This is a genomic window from Dactylosporangium sp. NPDC000244, assembly GCF_040300725.1.
Taxonomy (GTDB): Bacteria; Actinomycetota; Actinomycetes; order Mycobacteriales; family Micromonosporaceae; genus Dactylosporangium.
In genome coordinates this window covers 151,094-171,098 of the sequence record NZ_JBEPEH010000012.1, presented here as the reverse complement: position 1 = coordinate 171,098, position 20,005 = coordinate 151,094, and the positions used below count along the sequence as shown (strand labels likewise).

Here is a 20,005-nt window from a genome sequence, read left to right as displayed (position 1 = left end):
CCGTTCAGCCGGCGCGGCAGCGGGCGGAGTTGGGGTCGACCATCAGCAGCGAGGAGTCGACGGCCTCGAAGTCGGAGCCTTTCAGCGCCTTGAGCGCGTCGAGCTGGGTGTTGCTCCACTTCGGGTCCTCGGCGCCGGTGAAGTACCACGGGGAGCCGTTGTCGGCCAGGATCGCGCCGTACGTCTTCAGCGCCTGCGCCACCGCCCGGGCCTGCGGCGGGTACTTCGCGATGTCCACCGACGCCTTGAGCCGGAACCGGGCGCCCATCGGCGGCAGCGCGGCGTCGGTGGCATCGGACGCGGCGTGGCGGGCCGGCCAGACGAAGGACTTGCGGGTCTTCGGCGCGGTGAAGCGGATCGCGTGGTCGATCCGGCCCGCCGCGGCCTCCTCGGCGCGGGGCAGGCCGGGCAGGATCGGCAGGCCCGCGGCGTCGGCCGAGGTCCAGCCGCTCTTGCGCAGGGCGTTGCCGCGCAGGTCGTACACGGCGCCGGAGCCCGCCTTCCAGGAGCCGTCCGGCTGCACCGACGCGGCGTAGAGCTCGTACGCCTTGCAGGCCGCGGTGTCCTGGACGATCACGTGCCGGTCGCCGCCGGCGTTCGCACCGCCCTCGACGCGCGCGTTACGCGGGATCGGGTACGGGCCCGGGTCGCTCTCGCCGGCGTACTCGAAGGTGACCTGGACCTTGGCCTGGCCGGCCGGGACGTTCGTGATCGGGATGCCGAACGTGGTGCCGAAGTCGGGGTGGGCGTGCGCGGCGGCGCCGATGCTCGCCACCCAGGCCGCGGAGTCGCGGCTCACGGGCAGTTTGGACACGTCGGCGTGCCAGACGTTGTCGGCCGGGAAGATCGTGCAGGGACCGGCGGTGGAAGGCGCCGGGGAGGCGGTCCCGAGCCCGCCCTCGGCCCCGGGGATCGCGGGCGACGCGGCCAGGGCCGGCTGCGGCGTGGCCGGGGGCGGCGTCGCGGACGGCGAGCAGCCCTGCAGCAGTACCAATGCCAGCACCACGGCCGTCGTCCGCCTCATGCCGCGCGACGCTACCCGGCGGGCCGCGGCGCCTCCACCAGGTCACCCGTGCGGGCTGTTAGCATTCCCCGCGTGGCAGACCGGCAGGGTCTCGGGCCGGTGCTCACCGTCCCGAACCTCATCAGCTTCATGCGCCTGCTCGGCGTGCCATTGTTCCTGTACCTGTTCCTCGCCACCGACGCCACCGGCTGGGCGGTCACCGTGCTCGTCATCGGCGGGCTCAGCGACTGGGTCGACGGGTACGCGGCGCGCCGGCTCAAGCAGGTCAGCCGCCTGGGCGAGCTGCTGGACCCGCTCGCCGACCGGCTGTACATCCTGGCCACCCTGTTCGCGCTGACGTTCAAGGACGTCGTGCCCTGGTGGTTCACGATCGCGCTGCTGGCCCGCGAGGCCGTGATGGTGCTGGTCCTCGTGGTGCTGCGGATCCTCGGCCACGGCCCGCCGCCGGTGCACTACGTGGGCAAGACCGCCACCGCGATCCTGCTCATGGGCTTCCCGATGATGCTGCTGGCGCACTTCGCCGAGTCCGCGCGCTCGTGGGCGCAGCCCAGCGGCTGGGCGCTGCTGTGGTGGGGCATCGTCCTGTACTGGGTCGCGGCCGTGTTCTACGTGATCCAGGCCACCGTGCACGTCCGCGCGGGGCGGGCGGTGCAGTTGAAGGCCTCCAGCTCCTCGTGACCTCGCCCCGCCGCGACGACCTGCTCGGCGAGCTGTTCCGCAACCCGCTCGACCCCGGCTACGCGGCCGCGGCCGCGCGCCGCGGCGACGCTCCCCCGCCGCGGTCCGGCCGGTGGCTGACCGTCGTGGCGATGCTGGCCATCGGGTTCCTGCTGGCGGTGGCGTACCACCAGGTGGTGCAGGCCGCCCCGGGCACCTCGAAGGCCCGCGACGATCTCGTGGCCGACGTGCGCGCCCGTCAGAAGACCGCCGACGACCTGCAGCGGCGCGCCGCCGAGCTGCGCGCGCAGGTCGACCAGGCCCGCGACGACGCGCTCGCCGACGGCGACAGCGCCGCCCGGCTGCGCGACCTGGCCGCCGGCACCGGCACCGGCAAGGTCACCGGGGACGGGGTGGCGGTCCGCATCGCCGACGCGCCGCCGCAGGTCGATCCGGTCACCGGCCGTACGCAGGACGAGAATCTCGGCGTCGTGCTCGACCGGGACCTGCAGGACATCGCCAACGGGCTGTGGCAGTCCGGCGCCGAGGCGGTCGCGGTCAACGGCCAGCGGCTCACCGCGACCGGCACGATCCGGGCCGCCGGTGGAGTCATCCTCGTCGACTTCCGGCCCGTGACCAGCCCCTACGAGGTGACCGCGATCGGGCCGCCGGACCTCGCCGACCGGTTCAACGCCTCCGCGACGGCGAAGCGGTTCAAGCGGTACGTCGACGAGTACCGCATGCAGTTCGGCGTGAAGAAGCGCGCGAACCTCGCCCTCGCCGGGGCCGCCGAGCCGCCGCTGAAGTACGCCCGGACTCCCGCCCCGACCCCTTCGTCGACTCCCTCTGGAGGTCCCACGCGATGATCGCCGTGATCGCCCTGGCCATCGGCGTTGCGGCCGGTGTCTTCCTCGAGCCGTCGGTGCCGCTCGGGCTGCAGCCGTACCTGCCGATCGCCGTCGTCGCCGCGCTCGACGCGGTCTTCGGCGCCCTGCGGGCCAAGCTCGACGGCATCTTCGATGACAAGCAGTTCGTCGTCTCGTTCGTGTCGAACGTGCTGGTCGCGGCGCTGATCGTGTACCTCGGGGACAAGCTCGGCGTCGGCGGGCAGCTGTCCACCGGCGTCGTGGTGGTCCTCGGGGTGCGGATCTTCGGTAACGTGGCCGCCATCCGCCGGCATCTGTTCCGGGCGTAGCCGTGCGCAAGCCCGCCAACCTCGTCATCGCCGTGCTGCTGGCCCTGCTCGGCTTCGCCGTCGCGGTCCAGTTCAAGGCCGGCGGTACCGATGCCGAGCTCTCCTCCGCCCGGCCCGAGGACCTCGTGCGAATCCTGTCCGACCTCGACGCCCAGCAGGACCGCCTGCGCGGCGAGATCAGCGACCTCGAGGACACCCAGCGGCAGCTCGACTCGGGCGCGCAGGGGCGCGACGCGGCCCTGGCCGAGGCCCGCAAGCGCGCCGACGAGCTGGGGATCCTCGCCGGAACGCTCCCCGCCGAGGGGCCGGGTCTGCAGATCGACCTCACGCAGGGCTCCGAGGCCATAAAATCCGAAACCGTGCTCGACGCCATCGAAGAACTGCGCGGGGCCGGGGCCGAGGCCATGCAGATCGCCGGGGCCGGTGGGCCCGCGGTGCGCATCGTGGCCTCGACGTACTTCGTGGACGCCCCGGACGCGGGCCGGCTCGTGGTCGACGGGACGATGATCGCCGCGCCCTATACGATCACGGTCATCGGAGGTCCGGACACCATGCGGACGGCGCTGAACATCCCGGGAGGGGTCGTGGACAGCGTCCGCCAGCACGGCGGTACGGTTTCCGTGCGCGAATTGGATCCCGTGCGCGTCAACGCGTTGCACAATGCCGGTGCGCTGCAGTACGCCAAGCCCGCACAGTAGTACCCCAGCCGAGCGAAGAAGGACTTGACGTGATTCCCGACGATCTGCGGTACACCGCCGAACACGAATGGCTCGCCCCCGCCGGGGAGGGCACGTTCAAGGTCGGCATCACGCACTACGCGCAGGACTCGCTGGGCGACATCGTGTTCGTCCAGCTGCCCGAGACGGGTGCCGCGTTCGAGACCGGCGGGTCGCTCGGTGAGGTCGAGTCGACCAAGAGCGTCTCGGAGATCTACGCGCCGGTCGCCGGCGAGGTGGTCGCGGTGAACCCGGCCCTGGAAAGCGCGCCGGAGCTCATCAACTCCGATCCGTACGGCGAGGGCTGGCTCGTCGAGCTCAAGGTGAACGACCCGGCGGCCGTCGACGCGCTGCTCGACGCGAAGGCGTACGCCGACCTGACCGCCGGCTGATCTCCCGGGAATTCGCCCGGTATTTCACCGACGCCCTTGCCGCGCGTCCGGTTGACCCGTGATTTCGCGCGTGACTAGGCTCGCTCAGTCAACCGTATGCGTTCCGAGGCTTCCCATGCATCCGGCTGACCCCGACATACGACCGTGAGGTGGTTCGATGACGCGCCCAGACGACGAGTTTCCCCCACTCGACGTCACGTCCACGCTCAACCTTGGCGCCATTGAGGATGCCATCGAGGGGCCGGACAACGACATGGTGCCCACCCGCATGTCGGGTTCCCTGCCGCCGGGCACGGCGCTGCTCGCCGTCCGCCGCGGCCCGAACGCCGGTGCGCGCTTCCTGCTCGACCACGACGTGACCACGAGCGGCCGGCACCCCGACAGCGACATCTTCCTCGACGACGTGACGGTCTCGCGCCGCCACGCCGAGTTCCACCGCGAGGGCGGCACCTTCACCGTGCGCGACGTCGGCAGCCTCAACGGCACCTACGTCAACCGGGAACGCGTCGAGGCGGCGACGCTGAGCAACGGCGACGAGGTCCAGATCGGCAAATTCCGCCTCGTGTTCGTCGCAGGACCGCGCCCCGACGAGAGCTGAGGCGATGACGGCGTCGGCGGCCGCCTGGAACAATCCCACCCCGGGTGAGGACCTCACCCGGGGTGAGCGTCTCATGAGCATCGGCGAGGTCCTCGCGCACCTGCGCGGCGACTTCCCCGACGTGACCATCTCCAAGCTGCGCTTCCTGGAGACCGAGGGGCTCGTCGAGCCGCGGCGCACCCCGGCCGGGTATCGCAAGTACACGTGGATGGACGTTTCGCGGCTGCGCTACGTGCTCACCGCGCAGCGGGACCAGTACCTCCCCCTGCGCGTGATCCGCGAGCACCTCGCCACCATGCGTGAGCCGCTGACCGAGGTCACGGATTCGGTACCGGCCGAGGCCCCCGCCGAGATCCGCCTCACCCGCGAGGAGCTGCTGAGCAAGGCCGGGCTCACCGAGGCGGCCCTCAAGGCGCTCGAGGACCACGGGCTGCTCAAGTCCCGCCCCGGGGCCGGCTATGACGCCGACGCCCTCGAGGTGGCCATGGCCGCGGCCCGCCTCGGCGAGTTCGGCGTGGAGCCGAGGCACCTGCGCGCCTACCGGGCCGCCGCCGACCGCGAGATCGGGCTGTTCAGCCAGCTCGTGACGCCGCTGACCAGGCAGAACGGCCCGGCCGGCCGCGCCCGGGCGGCCGACACGGTCCACGAGCTCGCGGCGCTCACCCAGCGCGTGCACGCCGCCCTGGTGCGCGCCGGCCTGCGCGAGATCCTCGGCAAGTAGCCCCGCCACCCGGCCCATGTCCGGCCCGCGTCCGGCCCTCGGAGGCCGGACGTTCTCCACCTTCCGGGCAAAAACTGGGTGAACGGGACGTTTCGCACCACGCTCGATCGGCTCCATCCGCAGGCGATCTTCACCACTCGGCACACCAGACGGGCATCGCGAGTGGCACGACTGCGGTGGAGTCCGTGTAACGTGCAGGGAGAGGCAAGTCGACACGGAGGCGGCAGTGCGAGAGCTGAATGTGGTCGGAGTTCGCGTGGAGCTGCCTACCAATCAGCCCATCGTGTTGCTCAAGGAGGTCGACGGAGACCGCTACCTGCCGATCTGGATCGGCGCGGTAGAGGCCACCGCGATCGCCTACGAGCAGCAGGGGGTGAAGCCGGCCCGACCCCTGACCCACGATCTGATGCGCGACATGCTCGCGGCCCTGAAGGCCCCGCTGCACGCCGTCGAGATCGTGGAGATGCGCGACAACATCTTCTACGCCGAGCTCGTCATCGGCGACAACGTCCGCGTGTCGGCCCGCCCGAGCGACTCGATCGCCCTGGCCCTTCGCGTGGGCGCCCCGATCCGCTGCGCCGACCAGGTGCTGACCGAGGCCGCCATCGTCATCCCCGACGAGCAGGAGGACGAGGTCGAGAAGTTCCGGGAGTTCCTGGAGCAGGTCCGCCCGGAGGACTTCGCCGGCTGATCGCCCGGCACGTCCGATCCGGCCGCCGCGGCTCTCATCAGCCTCACCCGCCCCGGTCGCGGCCTGGCAGCAGTTCGGCGCCTCCGCAGCGACTCACCCAGTCTCGGGCGAGTCCACCATGCCCCGGGCTCCCACCGACCAATCTCACCCCGATACCGCCCGGCCGAGGCAAAGCCGTGCGCAGCAATGGGCGAGCGGCGGGCCACGAGCCGGACAACAGGCGGCGGACCGAGGACCGGACGGCAGGCGGCGGCAATGCGGGCGGCGGTGCGGCGAACCGAGGACACAGACGCCAGGCCGCGGCACAGGCGGCGACAAGGCGGGCGCGGCAACGTACGCGACGATGAGCCGGCAGACGGCGACGACGTGGGTGCGGGGCGGCGAAGGACCAGCGCGCGCGGCGTTGCGAGCGTGTGGGGGCGGTTGCGGCGGCCTGGGTTGGGCGCGGGTGGGTGAGCTCGGGCGGGCCCAGGGTGGCGAGTGTGCGACGCGGTTGGTAACAAATCGGGCACACGCCCGTGTGACAGGGGCGGAAACGCCTGCGCAGTTCGGTGAAGACGCTTGCCTTCCGGAACACGACAGGTAGCGTCGGTGGTGGGTCAACCGCAGCGTCGGGATGCCGTCGCCGACGGTCAACCAGTGCCACGGGCGGACGCGCGCAAGGTTTCACGCACCGGCACGCGGCGTGTCGCGGCGTTACCTCCCCGCAGACCCTCAAGGTGCGCTATAGGGTTGCGGGTGTTGACGCTGGAGGTGGGTCGCAATGCAACAGCCCCCGGATCCCGGGATACCCGGCCATGCCGCTGAGGCCGCTGAGTATGCCCAGGTGAACCCGGCCACGCAGCCCCGCACGGCGGCAGGCGCGCCGAACGGTCACGCACCCGTTGCCGGGCTCGGTACCCAGATCGACCACCGTTCACACATCGGCCCCGGCTCCCCCGCCGGATTCGCGATGACCGCCGATGCCATGGACACCAGCGACATCGGAGGCGACGTGGACGCCTTTGGGGCGAGTTCAACCGCCGGGGCCGGCTCGAGCCCCGCGAACAGCACCGGATCCGCGGACGCCGCGTCGGCCAACGCCGCCACCAGGCCGAGCATCGCTGACGCCGACGACGTCGGCTACCGCGGCCCGACCGCCTGCCACGCCGCCGGGATCAGCTACCGCCAGCTCGACTATTGGGCCCGCACCGGGCTCGTCGTGCCCTCCGTGCGCGACGCCAGCGGCTCCGGCAGCCAGCGCCTCTACTCCTTCCGCGACATCGTCGTGCTCAAGGTCGTCAAGCGCCTCCTCGACGCCGGCGTCTCGCTGCAGAACATTCGCAAGGCCATCGACACGCTGCGCTCGCGCGGGGTCGGGGACCTCGCCGGGATCACCCTGATCTCGGACGGGACCACCGTCTACGAGTGCCGCTCGCCCGAGGAGGTCGTCGACCTGCTCCAGGGCGGCCAGGGCGTCTTCGGCATCGCGATCTCCGGGGCGTTCAAGGAGATCGAGGGCACGCTGTCGCACCTGCCGGCCGAGGCGGCCACACCGGGCGAGGAAGTGCCCGCGCCGCCGGCCACCGGCAGCGCCGAGGACACCTACGCCGGGGGCGACGAGCTCGCGATGCGCCGCGCCCGCCGTCGCGCCGGCTGACCGAACCCACCACCGCACCTCGCGACCTCCGTTCACCGAGCCGTGCCCCCAGTTTAGAACAGGGGTACGACACAAACGGGCGTGTCACGAAAGGTGGGCAGCACGTCGTTGCCGACACGCCGACCCGGCACCAAGATCAGACGCATGCCCCCGCAGCGAGTCGTGATCGTGGTCTTCGACGGCGTCCAGAGCCTCGACGTCACCGGTCCGCTCGAAGTCTTCACAGGCCGCCGACAAGGCGAGCGGCAGGCCGCGCGACAGCAAGGCGAGCGGCAGGCCGCCCGCCGACAAGGCGAGCGCCAGGCCGCGCGGTGTTGTACCGCCGGATGACCGCCCTGGACATCGTCGGGCCCTACGAGGTGCTGTCCCGCCTGCCCGGCGCGTCGATCACGTTCGTCGGCTCGGGCCCGGGACCGGTGCCGGCGGACACCGGACTGCTGCACCTCGGCGACCGGTCCGGCTTCGCCGAGGCGCCGGAGCCCGACGTGGTCGTCGTCCCCGGCGGGCCCGACGTCGCCGCCCAGGTCGCCGACGCCGAGCTGGGCGAGTGGCTGCGCCGGGTCGACGCGGGCGCGACCTGGATGACGTCGGTGTGCACCGGCTCGCTGATCCTCGCCGCCGCCGGCCTGCTGCGCGGGCGCGCCGCGACCTCACACTGGCTCGTGACCGAGCGGCTGCGGGAGTACGGCGCGCTGCCGTCCCCCGGACGGGTGGTCGTCGACGGGAAGTACGCGACCGCGGCCGGCGTCTCCGCGGGCATCGACCTCGCGCTCACGCTCGCCGGGCGGATCGCCGGGCCGCAGGTCGCGCAGGCGATTCAGCTCGCGATCGAGTACGACCCGCACCCGCCCTTCGCCGCCGGCTCCCCCGCGTCGGCCCCGCCGGAGGTCATCGCGTTCCTGCGCGCCAACCGCCATCTCGTGGTGTCGTCGTAAGCTCCAGGGCGTGACGTTCCGTGGCTGGCCCGCCGAGGCGCTCGAGTTCTACGACGGACTCGAGGCGGACAACTCGAAGACGTACTGGACCGCGCACAAAAGCATCTACGAGGAGCAGGTGCGCGGCCCCATGAGCGAGCTGCTCGCGGAGCTGGAACCGGAGTTCGGCCCGGCGAAGATCTTCCGCCCCTACCGCGACGTGCGCTTCAGCGCCGACAAGTCGCCGTACAAGACCTCGTGCGCGGCCTCGTTCGAGCGCGGCGGCTACGTCCAGCTGACCGCCGGGGGCCTCGCCGCCGGCGCCGGGGCGTACATGATGGACTCGCCCCGCCTGGCGCGCTACCGCCAGGCGGTCGCCGCCGACGCGTCGGGCCGCGAGCTGGCCGCCATCGTCGCGGACCTGGCCGCCCGCGGCTGGTCGGTGACGTCGCACGAGCAGCTCAAAACGGTGCCGCGCGGCTTCGACAAGGAGCACCCGCGGGCCGGCCTGCTGCGCCACAAGGGCCTCATCGCCTGGCACCAGTTCCCGCTGAAGCCCTGGCTCGGCACCGCCAAGGCGCGCGGGCACGTCGAGACCTTCCTACGCGGCTGCCGCCCCCTGCAGGACTGGCTAGCCGCGCATACCTGATTCAGCGGCGCTCGACGGCCGCCATCAGCACGTCGAACGGGGCCGCGGCCGCCCGGGCCGCCGCGTCGCGGTCCGCGGCCTCGCGCGCCGCCGGTTCCGCCCACAGACCGCCCTCCAGCGCGAGCGCCGCCCGGGCCGCGTCGGCGCCCGCCTGCCAGGCGGCCTCCTCGGCCGCCGCGCGGACCAGGCTCGCCGGCCGCTCGCCGACCGGCACCTGCGGCGGGTCGGCCAGCAGGTTGCCCGGCGGCACGAACACGACCGGCAGGCCGCTGCCGAGGACGGCGGCCTGGCGCCGGGCCTCGAAGGCCGGCGAGTCGTCGATCGCCGCGCCGTAGACGGCCGCGGTGCGGGCCGCGATCGCGTGCCACGAGTGCCGCTCGCGGGCCATGGCGCGGGCGCGGGTCGCGAGGGTCTGGGCGAACATAGGGTCCTGCAGCAGCGCCCCGACGGCGTCGGCGAGGCCGTCCGGGTCGCCGGCCGGGAAGCGGATGCCCGTGACGCCGTGCTCGACGATCGAGGCCAGGCCGCCGGTCGAGGCCACGACGAGGGCCGCGCCCGAGGCGGCGGCCTCGAGGGCCACGGTGCCGGTCGGCTCGTAGCGGCTCGGCATCACGAACGCGTCCGCGGCGGCCAGGACCGCGGCCAGGGTCGGCTGGTCCAGGGTGCCGGGGAAGGAGACGGCGCGGTGCAGCTTGAGGCGGCGGGCCTCCTCGATCAGGGTGCCGCGGTAGGGGCCGTCGCCGGCGACGACCGCGCGGGTGCCGGGGTGGCGCTCGCGGATCGCGGGCATCGCGGCGAGGAGATCCTGCACGCCCTTCTCGTTGACGAGGCGCCCGGCGTAGGCGATCAGCGGGCCCTCGCCGGCGAAGCGGAGGCGGGCCTGGAGCACGGCGCGGGGCTCGGCGGTCCACACGTCGGGGTCGATGCCGCTGGGGACGACGTCGACGCGCTCGGCGGGGACGTCGAAGAGGTGCTGGACCTCCCAGCGCAGGTATTCGGTCGGCACGATCACGCGGCAGGCCTCGGAGCCCAGCCACCACTCGACGGAGTGCACCGAGCGGCTGGTCTCCCCCTCGAGGTAACCCTGGCGGCGGCCCGCCTCGGTGGCCTGCAGCGAGGCCACGAACGGGATGCCGAAGTGCTCCTTGAGGGTCACCGCGGCGTGGGTGACGAGCCAGCCGTGGGCGTGGATCACCTCGTAGCCGGCGGCCGGCGCGGTGCGGATGGCGGTCTCGGCCAGCATGTGGTTGACGGCCATGGTGTGGCTGAGGTCGGTGTCGTCGGTGGACGGCACGGCGGCGGCCCGGATCACCCGGACGTCGCCGAGCATCGATGTCGCCGGGGTGCCGGACTCGTGCCGGGTGACGACGGTGACGTCGTGGCCGGCGGTGCCCAGCGCGGTCGCGAGCGCGGCCGTTCGTGCATCACTCGAAGGAAAGTCCCAGGCGATCATCAAGACGCGCATAGCGGATACCTCTCGTCGCCGACTGTCACCGTAGCGCGTTCCGACGCTTCCGCGGACCGGCTTCGCGGGTCAATTTCACTTTTCCCGATGTTGCGGGACGTGCACCTTGCACATTGCAGTTTTGCCTGATGACGGTGCGTGCGTGCAGCAGAGCGGCGACCGATCGGGCGGAGAACGGCGCCCCGGTCGGGCGGTACGGCGCGTCACCCTCCGCGATCTCGCTGACCGAGCCGAGACCGCACTCGCCCAAATGTCCCTCAACGGCGACGGGCAGCGCGTCCACCGGCCGGCCGGCGGCACACATCGCGTCGACGTACGGCCCGAGCCACCACGGCCACACCGTTCCCTGGTGATATGCCGTGTCCCGGGCGACGACTCCGCCCTGGTGCGCACCAAGGTACCCGTATTCACCAGGGCCAAGCGTGCGCAGGCCCAGCGGCGTGAGCAGGCTCTCGCCGACGGCCCGCAGCACGTCGTCGCGCAGGCGGGGCTCGTCGGCGCCGGGGGCGTACGGCAGGCTGAACGCGAGGAGCTGGTTGGGGCGCAGCACCGAGTCGTCGTGGACGCCGGAGCCGCCTTTCGGGTAGGGCGCGGGGCCGGCGTCGACGACGTCGTAGAGCCAGCCGTCGGGCGCGCGGAAGCGCTTCACGAACTGAGCCCGGACGGCGTCGCGGCGGCCGTGCACGACGGACGCGTCGCGGCCGCAGCGCTCCCGCAGCGCGGCGACGGCGCCGAGCGCGTTGGCCCACAGCGCGTTGAGCTCGACCGGCTTGCCGTCGCGCGGGGTCACCGGTCCGCGCGGCAGGCGGGCGTTCATCCAGGTGAGGCCGGCGTGGTCGGCCTCGAGGACGAGCAGCCCGTCGAGGGGGTCGACGCTCACGCCGTCGAGGGTGCCCTTCGTGTACGCCGCGATGACCCCCTCCACCGCGGGCAGCAGCTCCGCGGCGAGGTCGGCGTCGCCGGTGCGCGCGATGTGCCGGTCGACCGCGTGGACGTACCACAGCGCCCCGTCGGCGTCGCCGAGCTCCTCGGCCCGCAGGCGCGCGCCGAGGCCGGCGTGGGCCCGCAGCAGCTCGCGGCCCTCGGCGGCGCGGCCGGTGTGCAGGAAGAGCCCCTCGTAGGCGGTCATGGTGTCGCGCAGGTAGCTGCCGAACCACGGGTACCCGGCGATCACCTCGGGCACGCCGTCGCGGTCGATGATGAAGGCGTCCGCGGCGAGCGTGAGCAGGCGCTCGGCGGCGGTGCGCACGCCGGCCTGGCGCACGAGCCGGCGGGCGCGGCGGCGGGCGGCCTCGACCACGGCGGGGCCGTCGGGCAGCGGCGCGGCGTTGCCGAGGTCGGAGCGGGCGGTGACGGTGAGGGTCTCGCCGGCGCCCAGGTCGGCCGCGAACGTCCCGGCGGCCCAGAGGTCCTCGACCGGGTTGAGGCCGCGGGCGGTCTCCTCGCGGTGGTAGGCGTCGAGGTACCACTCGCCGAGCGGCGTCCAGCCCGGCCCGTCGAGCTCGTACGCGTCCTCGATGTCCAGCGGGCCGTCGGTGCAGAAGCGCTCGCCGTCGGCGTCGCGCCACGTGCACAGGGCGGTGAGGCCGAGGTGGACCCGGGCGCCGGGCGGGGCCGCGACCAGGCGGTGCACCACGGCGACGGCGTTGCGGCCGCGGACCATCGCGACCTCGCGCTCGAGGACGTATTCGCCGAACCGCCAGCGCCAGCGCGGTACACCGTCGACGATCTCGAAGGATTCGAGGTGGTGGTGGCCCTGGGGGTCGATCGCGCCGGAGCCCCACTCGTGCACCGCGAGGCGGTGCTCGGCGCCGCCGGGCAGCCGCAGCACCGGGTCCAGCGCGGCGAGCGCGACGCGGCGCTGCGAGGTGACGAGCAGCGCGTGGTACCGGCGCGTGCGCAGGCCGGCGACCGTGCCGGTCGCGTATCCCCCGAGGCCGTCGGTGACCAGCCATTCCGCTTCGAATCCCGCCGGGGTGGCGCAGGCATGCGGGCCGAAGGTCATCACCGATCCGGGGGGCATGTGCCCAACTATGATCCGAACCCCCTCGTTTCAAACGCGCGCCACGGCTGAATTCGCCGGAGATTCATCCTGGAACCGTGTCGGGAATCCGACGCTGCGCCGAGCACGATTCATTATTGAAGGAGCGGGGCATATGGCAGCCAGCTTCGCGCGTACCCGCGCGTGAACTTTCGACGCACGTAACACTGTGGCAACGGGGGCACCGTTGAACAGCGGTGCCGAGCAATGGAGCGGGAGCGAACATGCAGGTCTGGCCGGGCAACCGGTACCCGTTGGGCGCGACCTACGACGGGCAGGGCACCAACTTCGCGATTTTCAGCGAGGTGGCCGAGTCCGTCGAGCTGTGCCTCTTCGACGACCACGACGCCGAGGAGCGCATCAAGCTGGTCGAGGTCGACGCGTTCGTCTGGCACGCCTACCTGCCGGGGGTCGAGCCGGGGCAGCGGTACGGCTTCCGCGTCAACGGCCCCTACGAGCCGCAGCGGGGCCTGCGCTGCAACCCGCACAAGCTGCTGCTGGACCCGTACGCGAAGGCCATCGACGGCGACATCGCCTGGGATCCGGCGGTGTACGGCTACGACTTCAACGACCCCGAGCGGATGTCGGAGGCCGACTCGGCCCCGTTCATGCCCAAGGCGGTCGTGGTGAACCCGTACTTCGACTGGGGCAACGACTCGGCCCCGCGGGTGCCGTACCACCACACGGTCGTCTACGAGGCGCACGTCCGCGGCCTGACCATGCGCCACCCGGACGTGCCCAAGGAGCTGCGCGGCACCTACGCCGGCATCGGCCACCCCGCGGTCGTCGAGCACCTCAAGCGGCTGGGCATCACCGCCGTCGAGCTGCTGCCCGTGCACCACTTCGTGCACGACCAGCGCCTCGTCGAGCTGGGCCTGTCCAACTACTGGGGCTACAACACGATCGGCTTCTTCGCCCCGTACCACGGCTACGCCCACCGGCACCGCGGCCAGCAGGTCCAGGAGTTCCGCGGGATGGTCAAGGCGCTGCACGCGGCCGGCATCGAGGTCATCCTCGACGTCGTCTACAACCACACCGCCGAGGGCAACCACCTCGGCCCGACGCTGAGCTTCCGCGGCATCGACAACGGGCACTACTACAAGCTCGAGGACGAGGACAACCGGTACTACACCGACTACACGGGCACAGGCAACAGCTTCAACGTGCGCAACCCGCACTCGCTGCAGCTCGTGATGGACTCCCTGCGCTACTGGGTGACGCAGATGCGCGTCGACGGCTTCCGCTTCGATCTCGCCTCGACCCTGGCCCGCGAGTTCTACGACGTCGACCGCCTCTCGACGTTCTTCGAAGTCGTGCAGCAGGACCCGGTCGTCAACCAGGTGAAGCTCATCGCCGAGCCGTGGGACGTCGGGCCGGGCGGCTACCAGGTCGGCAACTTCCCGCCGCTGTGGACGGAGTGGAACGGCCGGTTCCGCGACACCGTGCGCGACTTCTGGCGCGGCGAGCCGGCGACGCTGGGTGAGTTCGCGTCGCGGATCACCGGCTCGGCCGACCTCTACCAGGACGACGGGCGGCGGCCCTTCGCCAGCATCAACTTCGTCACCTGCCACGACGGCTTCACGCTCAACGACCTCGTCTCCTACAACGAGAAGCACAACGAGGCCAACACCGAGGACAACCGCGACGGCGAGAGCCACAACCGCTCGTGGAACTGCGGCGTCGAGGGCCCGACCGACGACCCGGCGATCGCCGCGCTGCGGGCCAAGCAGCGCCGTAACTTCCTCACCACGCTCATGCTCAGCCAGGGCGTGCCGATGATCTGCGCGGGCGACGAGCTCGGGCGCACCCAGGGCGGCAACAACAACGCGTACTGCCAGGACAACGAGATCAGCTGGGTCGACTGGGAGAACGTCGACGAGCAGCTGCTGGCGTTCACGCGCGGCCTGGCGCTGTTCCGGGAGCGCCACCGGGTGTTCCGCCGCCGCCGCTTCTTCACCGGCCGGCCGGTCGCCCGCACCGAGGGCACCCCGATCGCGGACGTCGCCTGGTTCGCCACCGACGGGCGGGCGATGACCGAGGAGGACTGGGACAACCACTTCGGCAAGGCGCTCATGCTCTTCGTCAACGGCGAGAGCATCACCGAGCGCGGCTCGCACGGGGAGCGGCACGTCGACGACTCGTTCCTGCTGTGCTTCAACGCGCACTACGAGCCGCTCGACTTCGTCATCCCGACGCAGGAGTACGGCAAGGAGTGGGAGCTGGTGATCGCGACGGCGACGGGGCCGGCCCGCGACGGCGTCAGCTACACCGCGGGCGGCACGATCACGGTGCCGGACCGCTCCCTCGTCGTACTGGACCGCACGGTATGAGGGTGCCGACGGGGACGTACCGCGTGCAGGTGCGCCCGGACTTCGGGCTGGACGCGACCGCCGGCCTCGCCGGATACCTCCGCGCGCTCGGGGCCTCCCACCTGTACTCCGCGCCGCTGCTCACCGCCACTCCGGGCTCGCCGCACGGGTACGACGTCGTCGACCCGCGCAAGGTGAACCCGCAGCTCGGCGGGGCGCCCGCCCTGGACCGGCTGGTGGCGGCGCTGCGGCAGCAGGGGCTCGGGCTCGTGGTCGACATCGTGCCCAACCACATGGGCCTGTTCCAGCCCGCGGCCAACCCGATGTGGTGGGACGTCCTGGCGAGGGGGCGGGCCAGCGTGTACGCGGACTGGTTCGACATCGACTGGGACGCCGGCCCGATCGTGGTGCCGGTGCTCGGCTCGCCGGCCCTGGACGACCTGCGCGTCGAGGACGGCGAGCTGCGCTACTACGAGCACCGCTTCCCGATCGCCGCCGGCACCGGGGACGGGACCGCGCAGGAGGTGCACGCGCGGCAGCACTACCGGCTCGTGTACTGGCGCGAGGGCAACGAGCGGCTCAACTACCGCCGGTTCTTCGCCGTCACCGAGCTCGCCGGGGTGCGCGTCGAGGACCCCGCGGTGTTCGAGGCCACGCACGCGGAGATCCTGCGCTGGGTCCGCGAGGGCCTCGCCGACGGCATCCGCGTCGACCACCCCGACGGCCTGCGCGACCCCGGCGAGTACCTGACCCGTCTGCGCGAGCGGGCCCCGGACACGTGGCTGCTCGTCGAGAAGATCCTCGAACGCGGCGAACCGATGCCACCGTGGCCCGTCGACGGCACCACGGGCTACGACGCCCTGGCCGAGGTCTGCGGCCTCTTCGTCGATCCCGGTTTTCCGGAGCCATCCGGCAAGAGCTGGGAGCAGGAGTCGTACGAGCAGATGCTGGACGTCACCGGGCGCCTGTTCACCGCGGAGCTCAACCGCCTGGAGCGCCTGGGCGGCGACAGGGCGCTGCTGGCCGAGATCGCCGCGAACTTCGACGTGTACCGGACCTACCTGCCCTACGGCGTCGAGCACCTGGAGAAGGCCGCGAAGGGCAACGTCCCCGAACGGCTGCGGGACCCGGGCGACGAGCTGGCGGTCAGGTTCCAGCAGTTCACCGGCGCGGTCATGGCCAAGGGCGTCGAGGACACGGCGATGTACCGCTGGAACCACCTCATCGCCCTGAACGAGGTCGGCGGCGACCCCAGCCGCGTCGGCGTCGAGCCGGACGAGTTCCACGAGGCCCAGGCGCGCCGGCACCGCGAGTGGCCGAACGGCATGACCACCCTGTCCACGCACGACACCAAGCGCGGCGAGGACGTGCGGGCCCGCCTCGCCGTGCTCAGCGAGGTGCCGGACGAGTGGCGGGCCGCCGTCGCCGGCTGGCGCGAGGCCGCCCCGCTGGACGACCCGTCGTTCGAGGCCCTCTTCTGGCAGACGATCGTCGGCGCCTGGCCGATCTCGCAGGAGCGGCTGCGGCTGTACTTCCAGAAGGCCGCCCGCGAGGCGAACCGCTCGACCTCGTGGGACGAGCCGGACAAGGCCTTCGAGGACGCCGTCGAGTCGAACCTGGCCCGGGTCTTCCGCGACCCTGACCTGCACCGCTCGGTGCAGGACTTCGCGTCCCGGATCACCCCCTACGGCTGGAGCAACGCGCTGGGCCAGAAGCTCGTGCAGCTGACGATGCCGGGCGTGCCGGACGTGTACCAGGGCACCGAGCTGTGGGAGAACTCCCTCGTCGACCCGGACAACCGCCGCCCGGTCGACTTCGCCGAGCGCCTCGACCTGCTCGCCGCGCTCGACGCCGCCGCGGCGGCCGGCCAGCCGCTGCCGCCGGTCGACGTGTCCGGCGCGGCGAAGCTGCTCGTGGTCAGCCGCGCGCTGCGGCTGCGCCGCGACCGGCCCGAGCTGTTCGGCGACTACCGGCCCGTCGAGGCCACCGGCGCGGCGCAGCAACACGTCGTCGCGTTCGACCGGGGCGGCGCGCTCACGGTCGCCACCCGGCTCCCGGCCGGCCTCGAGGCCGCCGGCGGCTGGCGCGACACCGAGCTCAAGCTCCCGGCCGGCGACTGGGTCGACGCGCTCACCGGGCGCGGGGCCACGCCGAGCCTCGCCGATCTGTTCGCCTCCTACCCCGTCGCGTTGCTGGTGAAGGGCTGACCGCATGGAGTTCCGGGTCTGGGCGCCGTCCGCGCGCCGTGTCGTGCTGCACAGCGGGGACGCCGCCATTCCCATGACCGCCGACGGGCAGTGGTGGACGGCGCAGGACCCGTCGGCCGGCCACGGCGCCGACTACGGCTTCGCGCTCGACGACGCCGGGACGGTGCTGCCCGACCCGCGCTCCCGCTGGCAGCCGGGCGGGGTGCACGAGCGCAGCCGGGTCTACGACCACGCCCGGTTCGCCTGGGGCGACGCGGGCTGGACCGGGCGCCAGCTCGCCGGGAGCGTCGTCTACGAGCTGCACGTGGGCACCTTCACGCCGTCGGGGACGTTCGACGGGGCGATCGAGCGGCTGCCGTACCTGCGCGAACTGGGCGTCGACCTGGTCGAGCTGCTGCCGGTGAACGCCTTCAACGGCGAGTACAACTGGGGCTACGACGGCGTCGGCTGGCACGCGGTGCAGGAGAGCTACGGCGGCCCCGACGGGCTCAAGCGGTTCGTCGACGCCGCCCACCGGGCCGGGATCGGCGTGCTCATCGACGCCGTCTACAACCACTTCGGCCCGTCCGGGGCCTACGCACCCCAGTTCGGCCCGTACCTCTCCGCCGGCGCGAACACCTGGGGCCGCTCGCTCAACCTCGACGAGGCCGACTGCGGCGAGGTGCGCCGGTTCATCATCGACAGCGCGCTGCAGTGGCTGCGTGACTACCACGCCGACGGCCTGCGCCTCGACGCCGTGCACGCGCTCGTCGACCGCGGCGCGACCCACCTGCTCGAGGAGCTCGCGGCCGAGGTCGACGCGCTGTCCGCGGCGCTCGGGCGCCCGCTGACCCTCATCGCCGAGTCCGACCTCAACGACCCGAGGCTCGTCACGGCCCGGGAGGGTGCCGGCTACGGCCTGCACGCCCAGTGGGACGACGACGTCCACCACGCCCTGCACGCCCTGCTGACCGGGGAGCGGCAGGGGTACTACGGCGACTTCGGCAGCCCCGAGTGCTTCAAGACGGTGTGGGAGTCCGCGTTCTTCCACGCGGGCACCTGGTCCTCGTTCCGCCGCCGCGTGCACGGGCGCGCCGTGGACCGGGCGCGCATCCCCGGGTACCGCTTCGTCGTCTGCCTGCAGAACCACGACCAGATCGGCAACCGCGCGACCGGGGACCGGCTCACCGCGACCCTCTCCCCCGGCCTGCTGCGCGTGGGCGCCACGCTGCTGCTGACCTCCCCGTTCACGCCGATGCTGTTCATGGGCGAGGAGTTCGCGGCCCGCACCCCGTGGCAGTTCTTCACGAGCCACCCGGAGCCGGCCCTGGCCGCGGCCGTGGCCGACGGGCGCCGCGAGGAGTTCGCCGCGCACGGCTGGCCCCCAGGCGACGTGCCCGACCCGCAGGATCCGGAGACGTACGCGCGCTCCCAGCTCGACTGGGCGGGCATGGACATGGAGATGCTCGAGCTGTACCGCCGGCTGATCGCGCTGCGCAAGTCCCGGCCGGGCCTGTCGGACCCGCGTCTGGACCGCGTCCACGTCGTCCACGACGACGGGGTCCTGCTGATCCGCCGCGGCGAGCAGACGGTGGTGGCCAACCTGACGGCCGACCCCCGGACGGTCCCGCTGCGCGCCGAGTGCGTGCTCTTCGCGACCGACGAGGCCGTCCTGCTCCAGTCCGGCCTGCTGACCCTCCCCGCCGAGTCGGCCGCGATCCTCTGACGGCCCCGCGGCGCCTCCCGGCCCCGAGGGCGGCGTGGACGGCCTCGCCAGCCTGCTGGACCCGACGGCCTGAATCGTCGCCATCCGCGCGAAACGACCGATAGGCGACAGCCCCGGCGGGGGTGCCGGCACCACAATGCGATCATGACGAGGTTCATGCCGGTGGGCAGCCGGCGCCACGCCGCGCTGCTGGTCGCCGCCACCGCCGTGGTCTGGCTGATCGCCGGCGTGGCGGTCGCGCTGGGCGGCCGGATGTGGTGGGCGGTGGCGGCGTTGCCGATCGCGGCCCTGCTCGTCCCGCCGATCCTGCTGTTCCGGCTCAGCGGCGAGCGGACCTGGCCGACCTGGGTGGCGTTCGGCTTCGTGTTCGTGCTGCTGCTGACCGCGTACGCCGGGCCGGGCGACTGGTACCTGCGCGCCGCGGGCACCCGCACCACCGCGACGGTCCGCGAGGTGTCCTGCCCGGCCCCGACCCGCGATGCCCGCACCAACCGGTGCCTGTACACCTACAAGCTCTACGACGCGTCCGGCGCCCAGCTGCCGGGCGAGTTCCGCGACACGGTCGAGTACGAGTACGGCAGCCCGGTCGACGTGGTCGTCGATCCGCACGGCCTGCTCGGCCCCCGCCTCGCCGCCGACCTCGACACCCGGGTGTTCGACGTCCTGGCGCTGGCCGGTTTCGCCGGCTTCGCCGCGACCGTCGCCGCCGCGGCCCACGCCGGCCGCCGCACCAGGAAGCCTCAGGCCGGGCCGTAGAGCGGCTCGGCGGTCAGCTGCCCGCCGGGGTCCACGAGGCGGCGGGGCCGGCGACCCCGGCGGCCAGCAGCAGGGTCCGGCCGGACAGCCCGCGCTTCGCGCGGTCTGACGCCGCGGCGAGGGGGAGCGCGGGCCAGGTGCCTCTGGCGGCCTTCGTGCGCGCGTCGAACAGCCGCGTCCCGCCGTCGCCGTGCGGCGCGAGCAGCGGGCCGTCGGGCGTCGGCAGCACGGCCACCCAGGCGGCCATCGGACGGGCGGCGTCGATTCGCACGAGGGACTCCTCTTGACCACGTACGGGCCGAGCTGGTTAAGTAACCAATAGGTTA

General features: G+C 72.8%; 20 protein-coding genes. 16 read left to right on the top strand and 4 right to left on the bottom strand.

The genetic code is table 11. The annotated features are described in order from the left end of the window. Positions 1-4: 4 nt before the first annotated feature. Complete coding sequence (locus tag ABT369_RS19015) at positions 5-1,024, bottom strand: hypothetical protein (RefSeq protein WP_350613534.1); 1,020 nt, start codon at positions 1,022-1,024, stop codon at positions 5-7. A gap of 63 nt (positions 1,025-1,087) precedes the next feature. Between ABT369_RS19015 and clsA the strand changes: the two genes are divergently transcribed. The 12 genes from clsA to ABT369_RS18955 all read left to right on the top strand — a co-directional run bounded on the left by clsA (position 1,088) and on the right by ABT369_RS18955 (position 9,196). Then, the gene (gene clsA / locus ABT369_RS19010; RefSeq protein WP_502891786.1) at positions 1,088-1,702 is read left to right on the top strand and encodes a cardiolipin synthase ClsA; all 615 of its coding nucleotides are present in this window, start codon (positions 1,088-1,090) and stop codon (positions 1,700-1,702) included. Then, on the top strand, positions 1,699-2,547 hold the full coding sequence (locus ABT369_RS19005; RefSeq protein ID WP_350613531.1) for a DUF881 domain-containing protein: 849 nt from the start codon (positions 1,699-1,701) through the stop codon (positions 2,545-2,547). The genes clsA and ABT369_RS19005 overlap by 4 nt, the downstream gene beginning before the upstream one ends. After that, positions 2,544-2,876 carry a small basic family protein gene (locus tag ABT369_RS19000; protein ID WP_350613529.1) on the top strand — a complete coding sequence of 111 codons (333 nt, stop codon included), beginning with the start codon at positions 2,544-2,546 and terminating at the stop codon, positions 2,874-2,876. The genes ABT369_RS19005 and ABT369_RS19000 overlap by 4 nt, the downstream gene beginning before the upstream one ends. A 2-nt stretch (positions 2,877-2,878) precedes the next feature. Next, positions 2,879-3,574: a DUF881 domain-containing protein gene (locus tag ABT369_RS18995; RefSeq protein WP_502891783.1), complete on the top strand. Its 696-nt coding sequence runs from the start codon at positions 2,879-2,881 to the stop codon at positions 3,572-3,574. 29 nt (positions 3,575-3,603) lie between these two features. Beyond that, a complete protein-coding gene (gene gcvH, locus ABT369_RS18990; protein ID WP_350613527.1) occupies positions 3,604-3,984 on the top strand; it encodes a glycine cleavage system protein GcvH in 381 nt (126 codons plus the stop codon). 157 nt (positions 3,985-4,141) lie between these two features. Further along, positions 4,142-4,582, top strand: coding sequence for an oxoglutarate dehydrogenase inhibitor Odhl (odhI, locus tag ABT369_RS18985; RefSeq protein WP_350613525.1), 441 nt, complete (start codon positions 4,142-4,144; stop codon positions 4,580-4,582). A gap of 73 nt (positions 4,583-4,655) precedes the next feature. Beyond that, positions 4,656-5,303, top strand: coding sequence for a transcriptional regulator FtsR (gene ftsR, locus ABT369_RS18980; protein WP_350613680.1), 648 nt, complete (start codon positions 4,656-4,658; stop codon positions 5,301-5,303). Positions 5,304-5,529: 226 nt separating this feature from the next. Then, on the top strand, positions 5,530-5,994 hold the full coding sequence (locus ABT369_RS18975) for a bifunctional nuclease family protein (RefSeq protein ID WP_223093836.1): 465 nt from the start codon (positions 5,530-5,532) through the stop codon (positions 5,992-5,994). A 952-nt stretch (positions 5,995-6,946) separates the two neighbouring features. Further along, positions 6,947-7,633, top strand: coding sequence for a MerR family transcriptional regulator (locus ABT369_RS18970; RefSeq protein WP_350613524.1), 687 nt, complete (start codon positions 6,947-6,949; stop codon positions 7,631-7,633). 162 nt (positions 7,634-7,795) lie between these two features. Beyond that, positions 7,796-7,963 carry a PIN domain-containing protein gene (locus tag ABT369_RS18965; protein WP_350613522.1) on the top strand — a complete coding sequence of 56 codons (168 nt, stop codon included), beginning with the start codon at positions 7,796-7,798 and terminating at the stop codon, positions 7,961-7,963. After that, positions 7,960-8,568, top strand: coding sequence for a DJ-1/PfpI family protein (locus tag ABT369_RS18960; protein WP_350613520.1), 609 nt, complete (start codon positions 7,960-7,962; stop codon positions 8,566-8,568). Before ABT369_RS18965 ends, ABT369_RS18960 begins: the two co-directional genes overlap by 4 nt. Before the next feature lie 10 nt (positions 8,569-8,578). After that, the gene (locus tag ABT369_RS18955) at positions 8,579-9,196 is read left to right on the top strand and encodes a DUF2461 domain-containing protein (RefSeq protein WP_350613519.1); all 618 of its coding nucleotides are present in this window, start codon (positions 8,579-8,581) and stop codon (positions 9,194-9,196) included. Position 9,197: 1 nt separating this feature from the next. Here ABT369_RS18955 and ABT369_RS18950 read toward each other — a convergent pair whose 3' ends face one another. Together ABT369_RS18950 and ABT369_RS18945 are read right to left on the bottom strand one after the other, a co-directional pair. Then, complete coding sequence (locus tag ABT369_RS18950; RefSeq protein ID WP_350613517.1) at positions 9,198-10,661, bottom strand: glycosyltransferase family 4 protein; 1,464 nt, start codon at positions 10,659-10,661, stop codon at positions 9,198-9,200. A 25-nt stretch (positions 10,662-10,686) separates the two neighbouring features. Then, entirely contained in the window at positions 10,687-12,684 is a 1,998-nt protein-coding gene (locus ABT369_RS18945) for an amylo-alpha-1,6-glucosidase (protein WP_350613516.1), read from the bottom strand. A gap of 242 nt (positions 12,685-12,926) precedes the next feature. Between ABT369_RS18945 and glgX the strand changes: the two genes are divergently transcribed. The 4 genes from glgX to ABT369_RS18925 all read left to right on the top strand — a co-directional run bounded on the left by glgX (position 12,927) and on the right by ABT369_RS18925 (position 19,679). Further along, positions 12,927-15,032: a glycogen debranching protein GlgX gene (gene glgX, locus ABT369_RS18940; protein WP_350613514.1), complete on the top strand. Its 2,106-nt coding sequence runs from the start codon at positions 12,927-12,929 to the stop codon at positions 15,030-15,032. Beyond that, the gene (locus ABT369_RS18935; protein ID WP_350613513.1) at positions 15,029-17,218 is read left to right on the top strand and encodes a malto-oligosyltrehalose synthase; all 2,190 of its coding nucleotides are present in this window, start codon (positions 15,029-15,031) and stop codon (positions 17,216-17,218) included. The genes glgX and ABT369_RS18935 overlap by 4 nt, the downstream gene beginning before the upstream one ends. Positions 17,219-17,222: 4 nt before the next feature. Next, positions 17,223-18,923, top strand: a complete 1,701-nt coding sequence (gene treZ, locus ABT369_RS18930; protein WP_350613511.1) for a malto-oligosyltrehalose trehalohydrolase — start codon at positions 17,223-17,225, stop codon at positions 18,921-18,923. A 144-nt stretch (positions 18,924-19,067) separates the two neighbouring features. Beyond that, positions 19,068-19,679 carry a hypothetical protein gene (locus ABT369_RS18925; RefSeq protein ID WP_350613509.1) on the top strand — a complete coding sequence of 204 codons (612 nt, stop codon included), beginning with the start codon at positions 19,068-19,070 and terminating at the stop codon, positions 19,677-19,679. A gap of 13 nt (positions 19,680-19,692) precedes the next feature. Here the strand turns inward: ABT369_RS18925 and ABT369_RS18920 are convergent, their stop codons facing one another. After that, a complete protein-coding gene (locus tag ABT369_RS18920; RefSeq protein ID WP_350613507.1) occupies positions 19,693-19,950 on the bottom strand; it encodes a hypothetical protein in 258 nt (85 codons plus the stop codon). Positions 19,951-20,005 lie beyond the last annotated feature (55 nt).

Excerpts from the sequence above, each read along its gene's own strand:
- ABT369_RS19015 (WP_350613534.1), bottom strand. The coding sequence starts at position 1,024 with ATGAGGCGGACGACGGCCGTGGTGCTGGCATTGGTACTGCTGCAGGGC.
- ABT369_RS19000 (WP_350613529.1), top strand. The coding sequence starts at position 2,544 with ATGATCGCCGTGATCGCCCTGGCCATCGGCGTTGCGGCCGGTGTCTTC.
- odhI (WP_350613525.1), top strand. The coding sequence starts at position 4,142 with ATGACGCGCCCAGACGACGAGTTTCCCCCACTCGACGTCACGTCCACG.
- ftsR (WP_350613680.1), top strand. The coding sequence starts at position 4,656 with ATGAGCATCGGCGAGGTCCTCGCGCACCTGCGCGGCGACTTCCCCGAC.
- ABT369_RS18970 (WP_350613524.1), top strand. The coding sequence starts at position 6,947 with ATGACCGCCGATGCCATGGACACCAGCGACATCGGAGGCGACGTGGAC.
- ABT369_RS18960 (WP_350613520.1), top strand. The coding sequence starts at position 7,960 with ATGACCGCCCTGGACATCGTCGGGCCCTACGAGGTGCTGTCCCGCCTG.
- ABT369_RS18950 (WP_350613517.1), bottom strand. The coding sequence starts at position 10,661 with ATGCGCGTCTTGATGATCGCCTGGGACTTTCCTTCGAGTGATGCACGA.
- ABT369_RS18945 (WP_350613516.1), bottom strand. The coding sequence starts at position 12,684 with ATGCCCCCCGGATCGGTGATGACCTTCGGCCCGCATGCCTGCGCCACC.
- glgX (WP_350613514.1), top strand. The coding sequence starts at position 12,927 with ATGCAGGTCTGGCCGGGCAACCGGTACCCGTTGGGCGCGACCTACGAC.
- ABT369_RS18935 (WP_350613513.1), top strand. The coding sequence starts at position 15,029 with ATGAGGGTGCCGACGGGGACGTACCGCGTGCAGGTGCGCCCGGACTTC.
- treZ (WP_350613511.1), top strand. The coding sequence starts at position 17,223 with ATGGAGTTCCGGGTCTGGGCGCCGTCCGCGCGCCGTGTCGTGCTGCAC.
- ABT369_RS18925 (WP_350613509.1), top strand. The coding sequence starts at position 19,068 with ATGACGAGGTTCATGCCGGTGGGCAGCCGGCGCCACGCCGCGCTGCTG.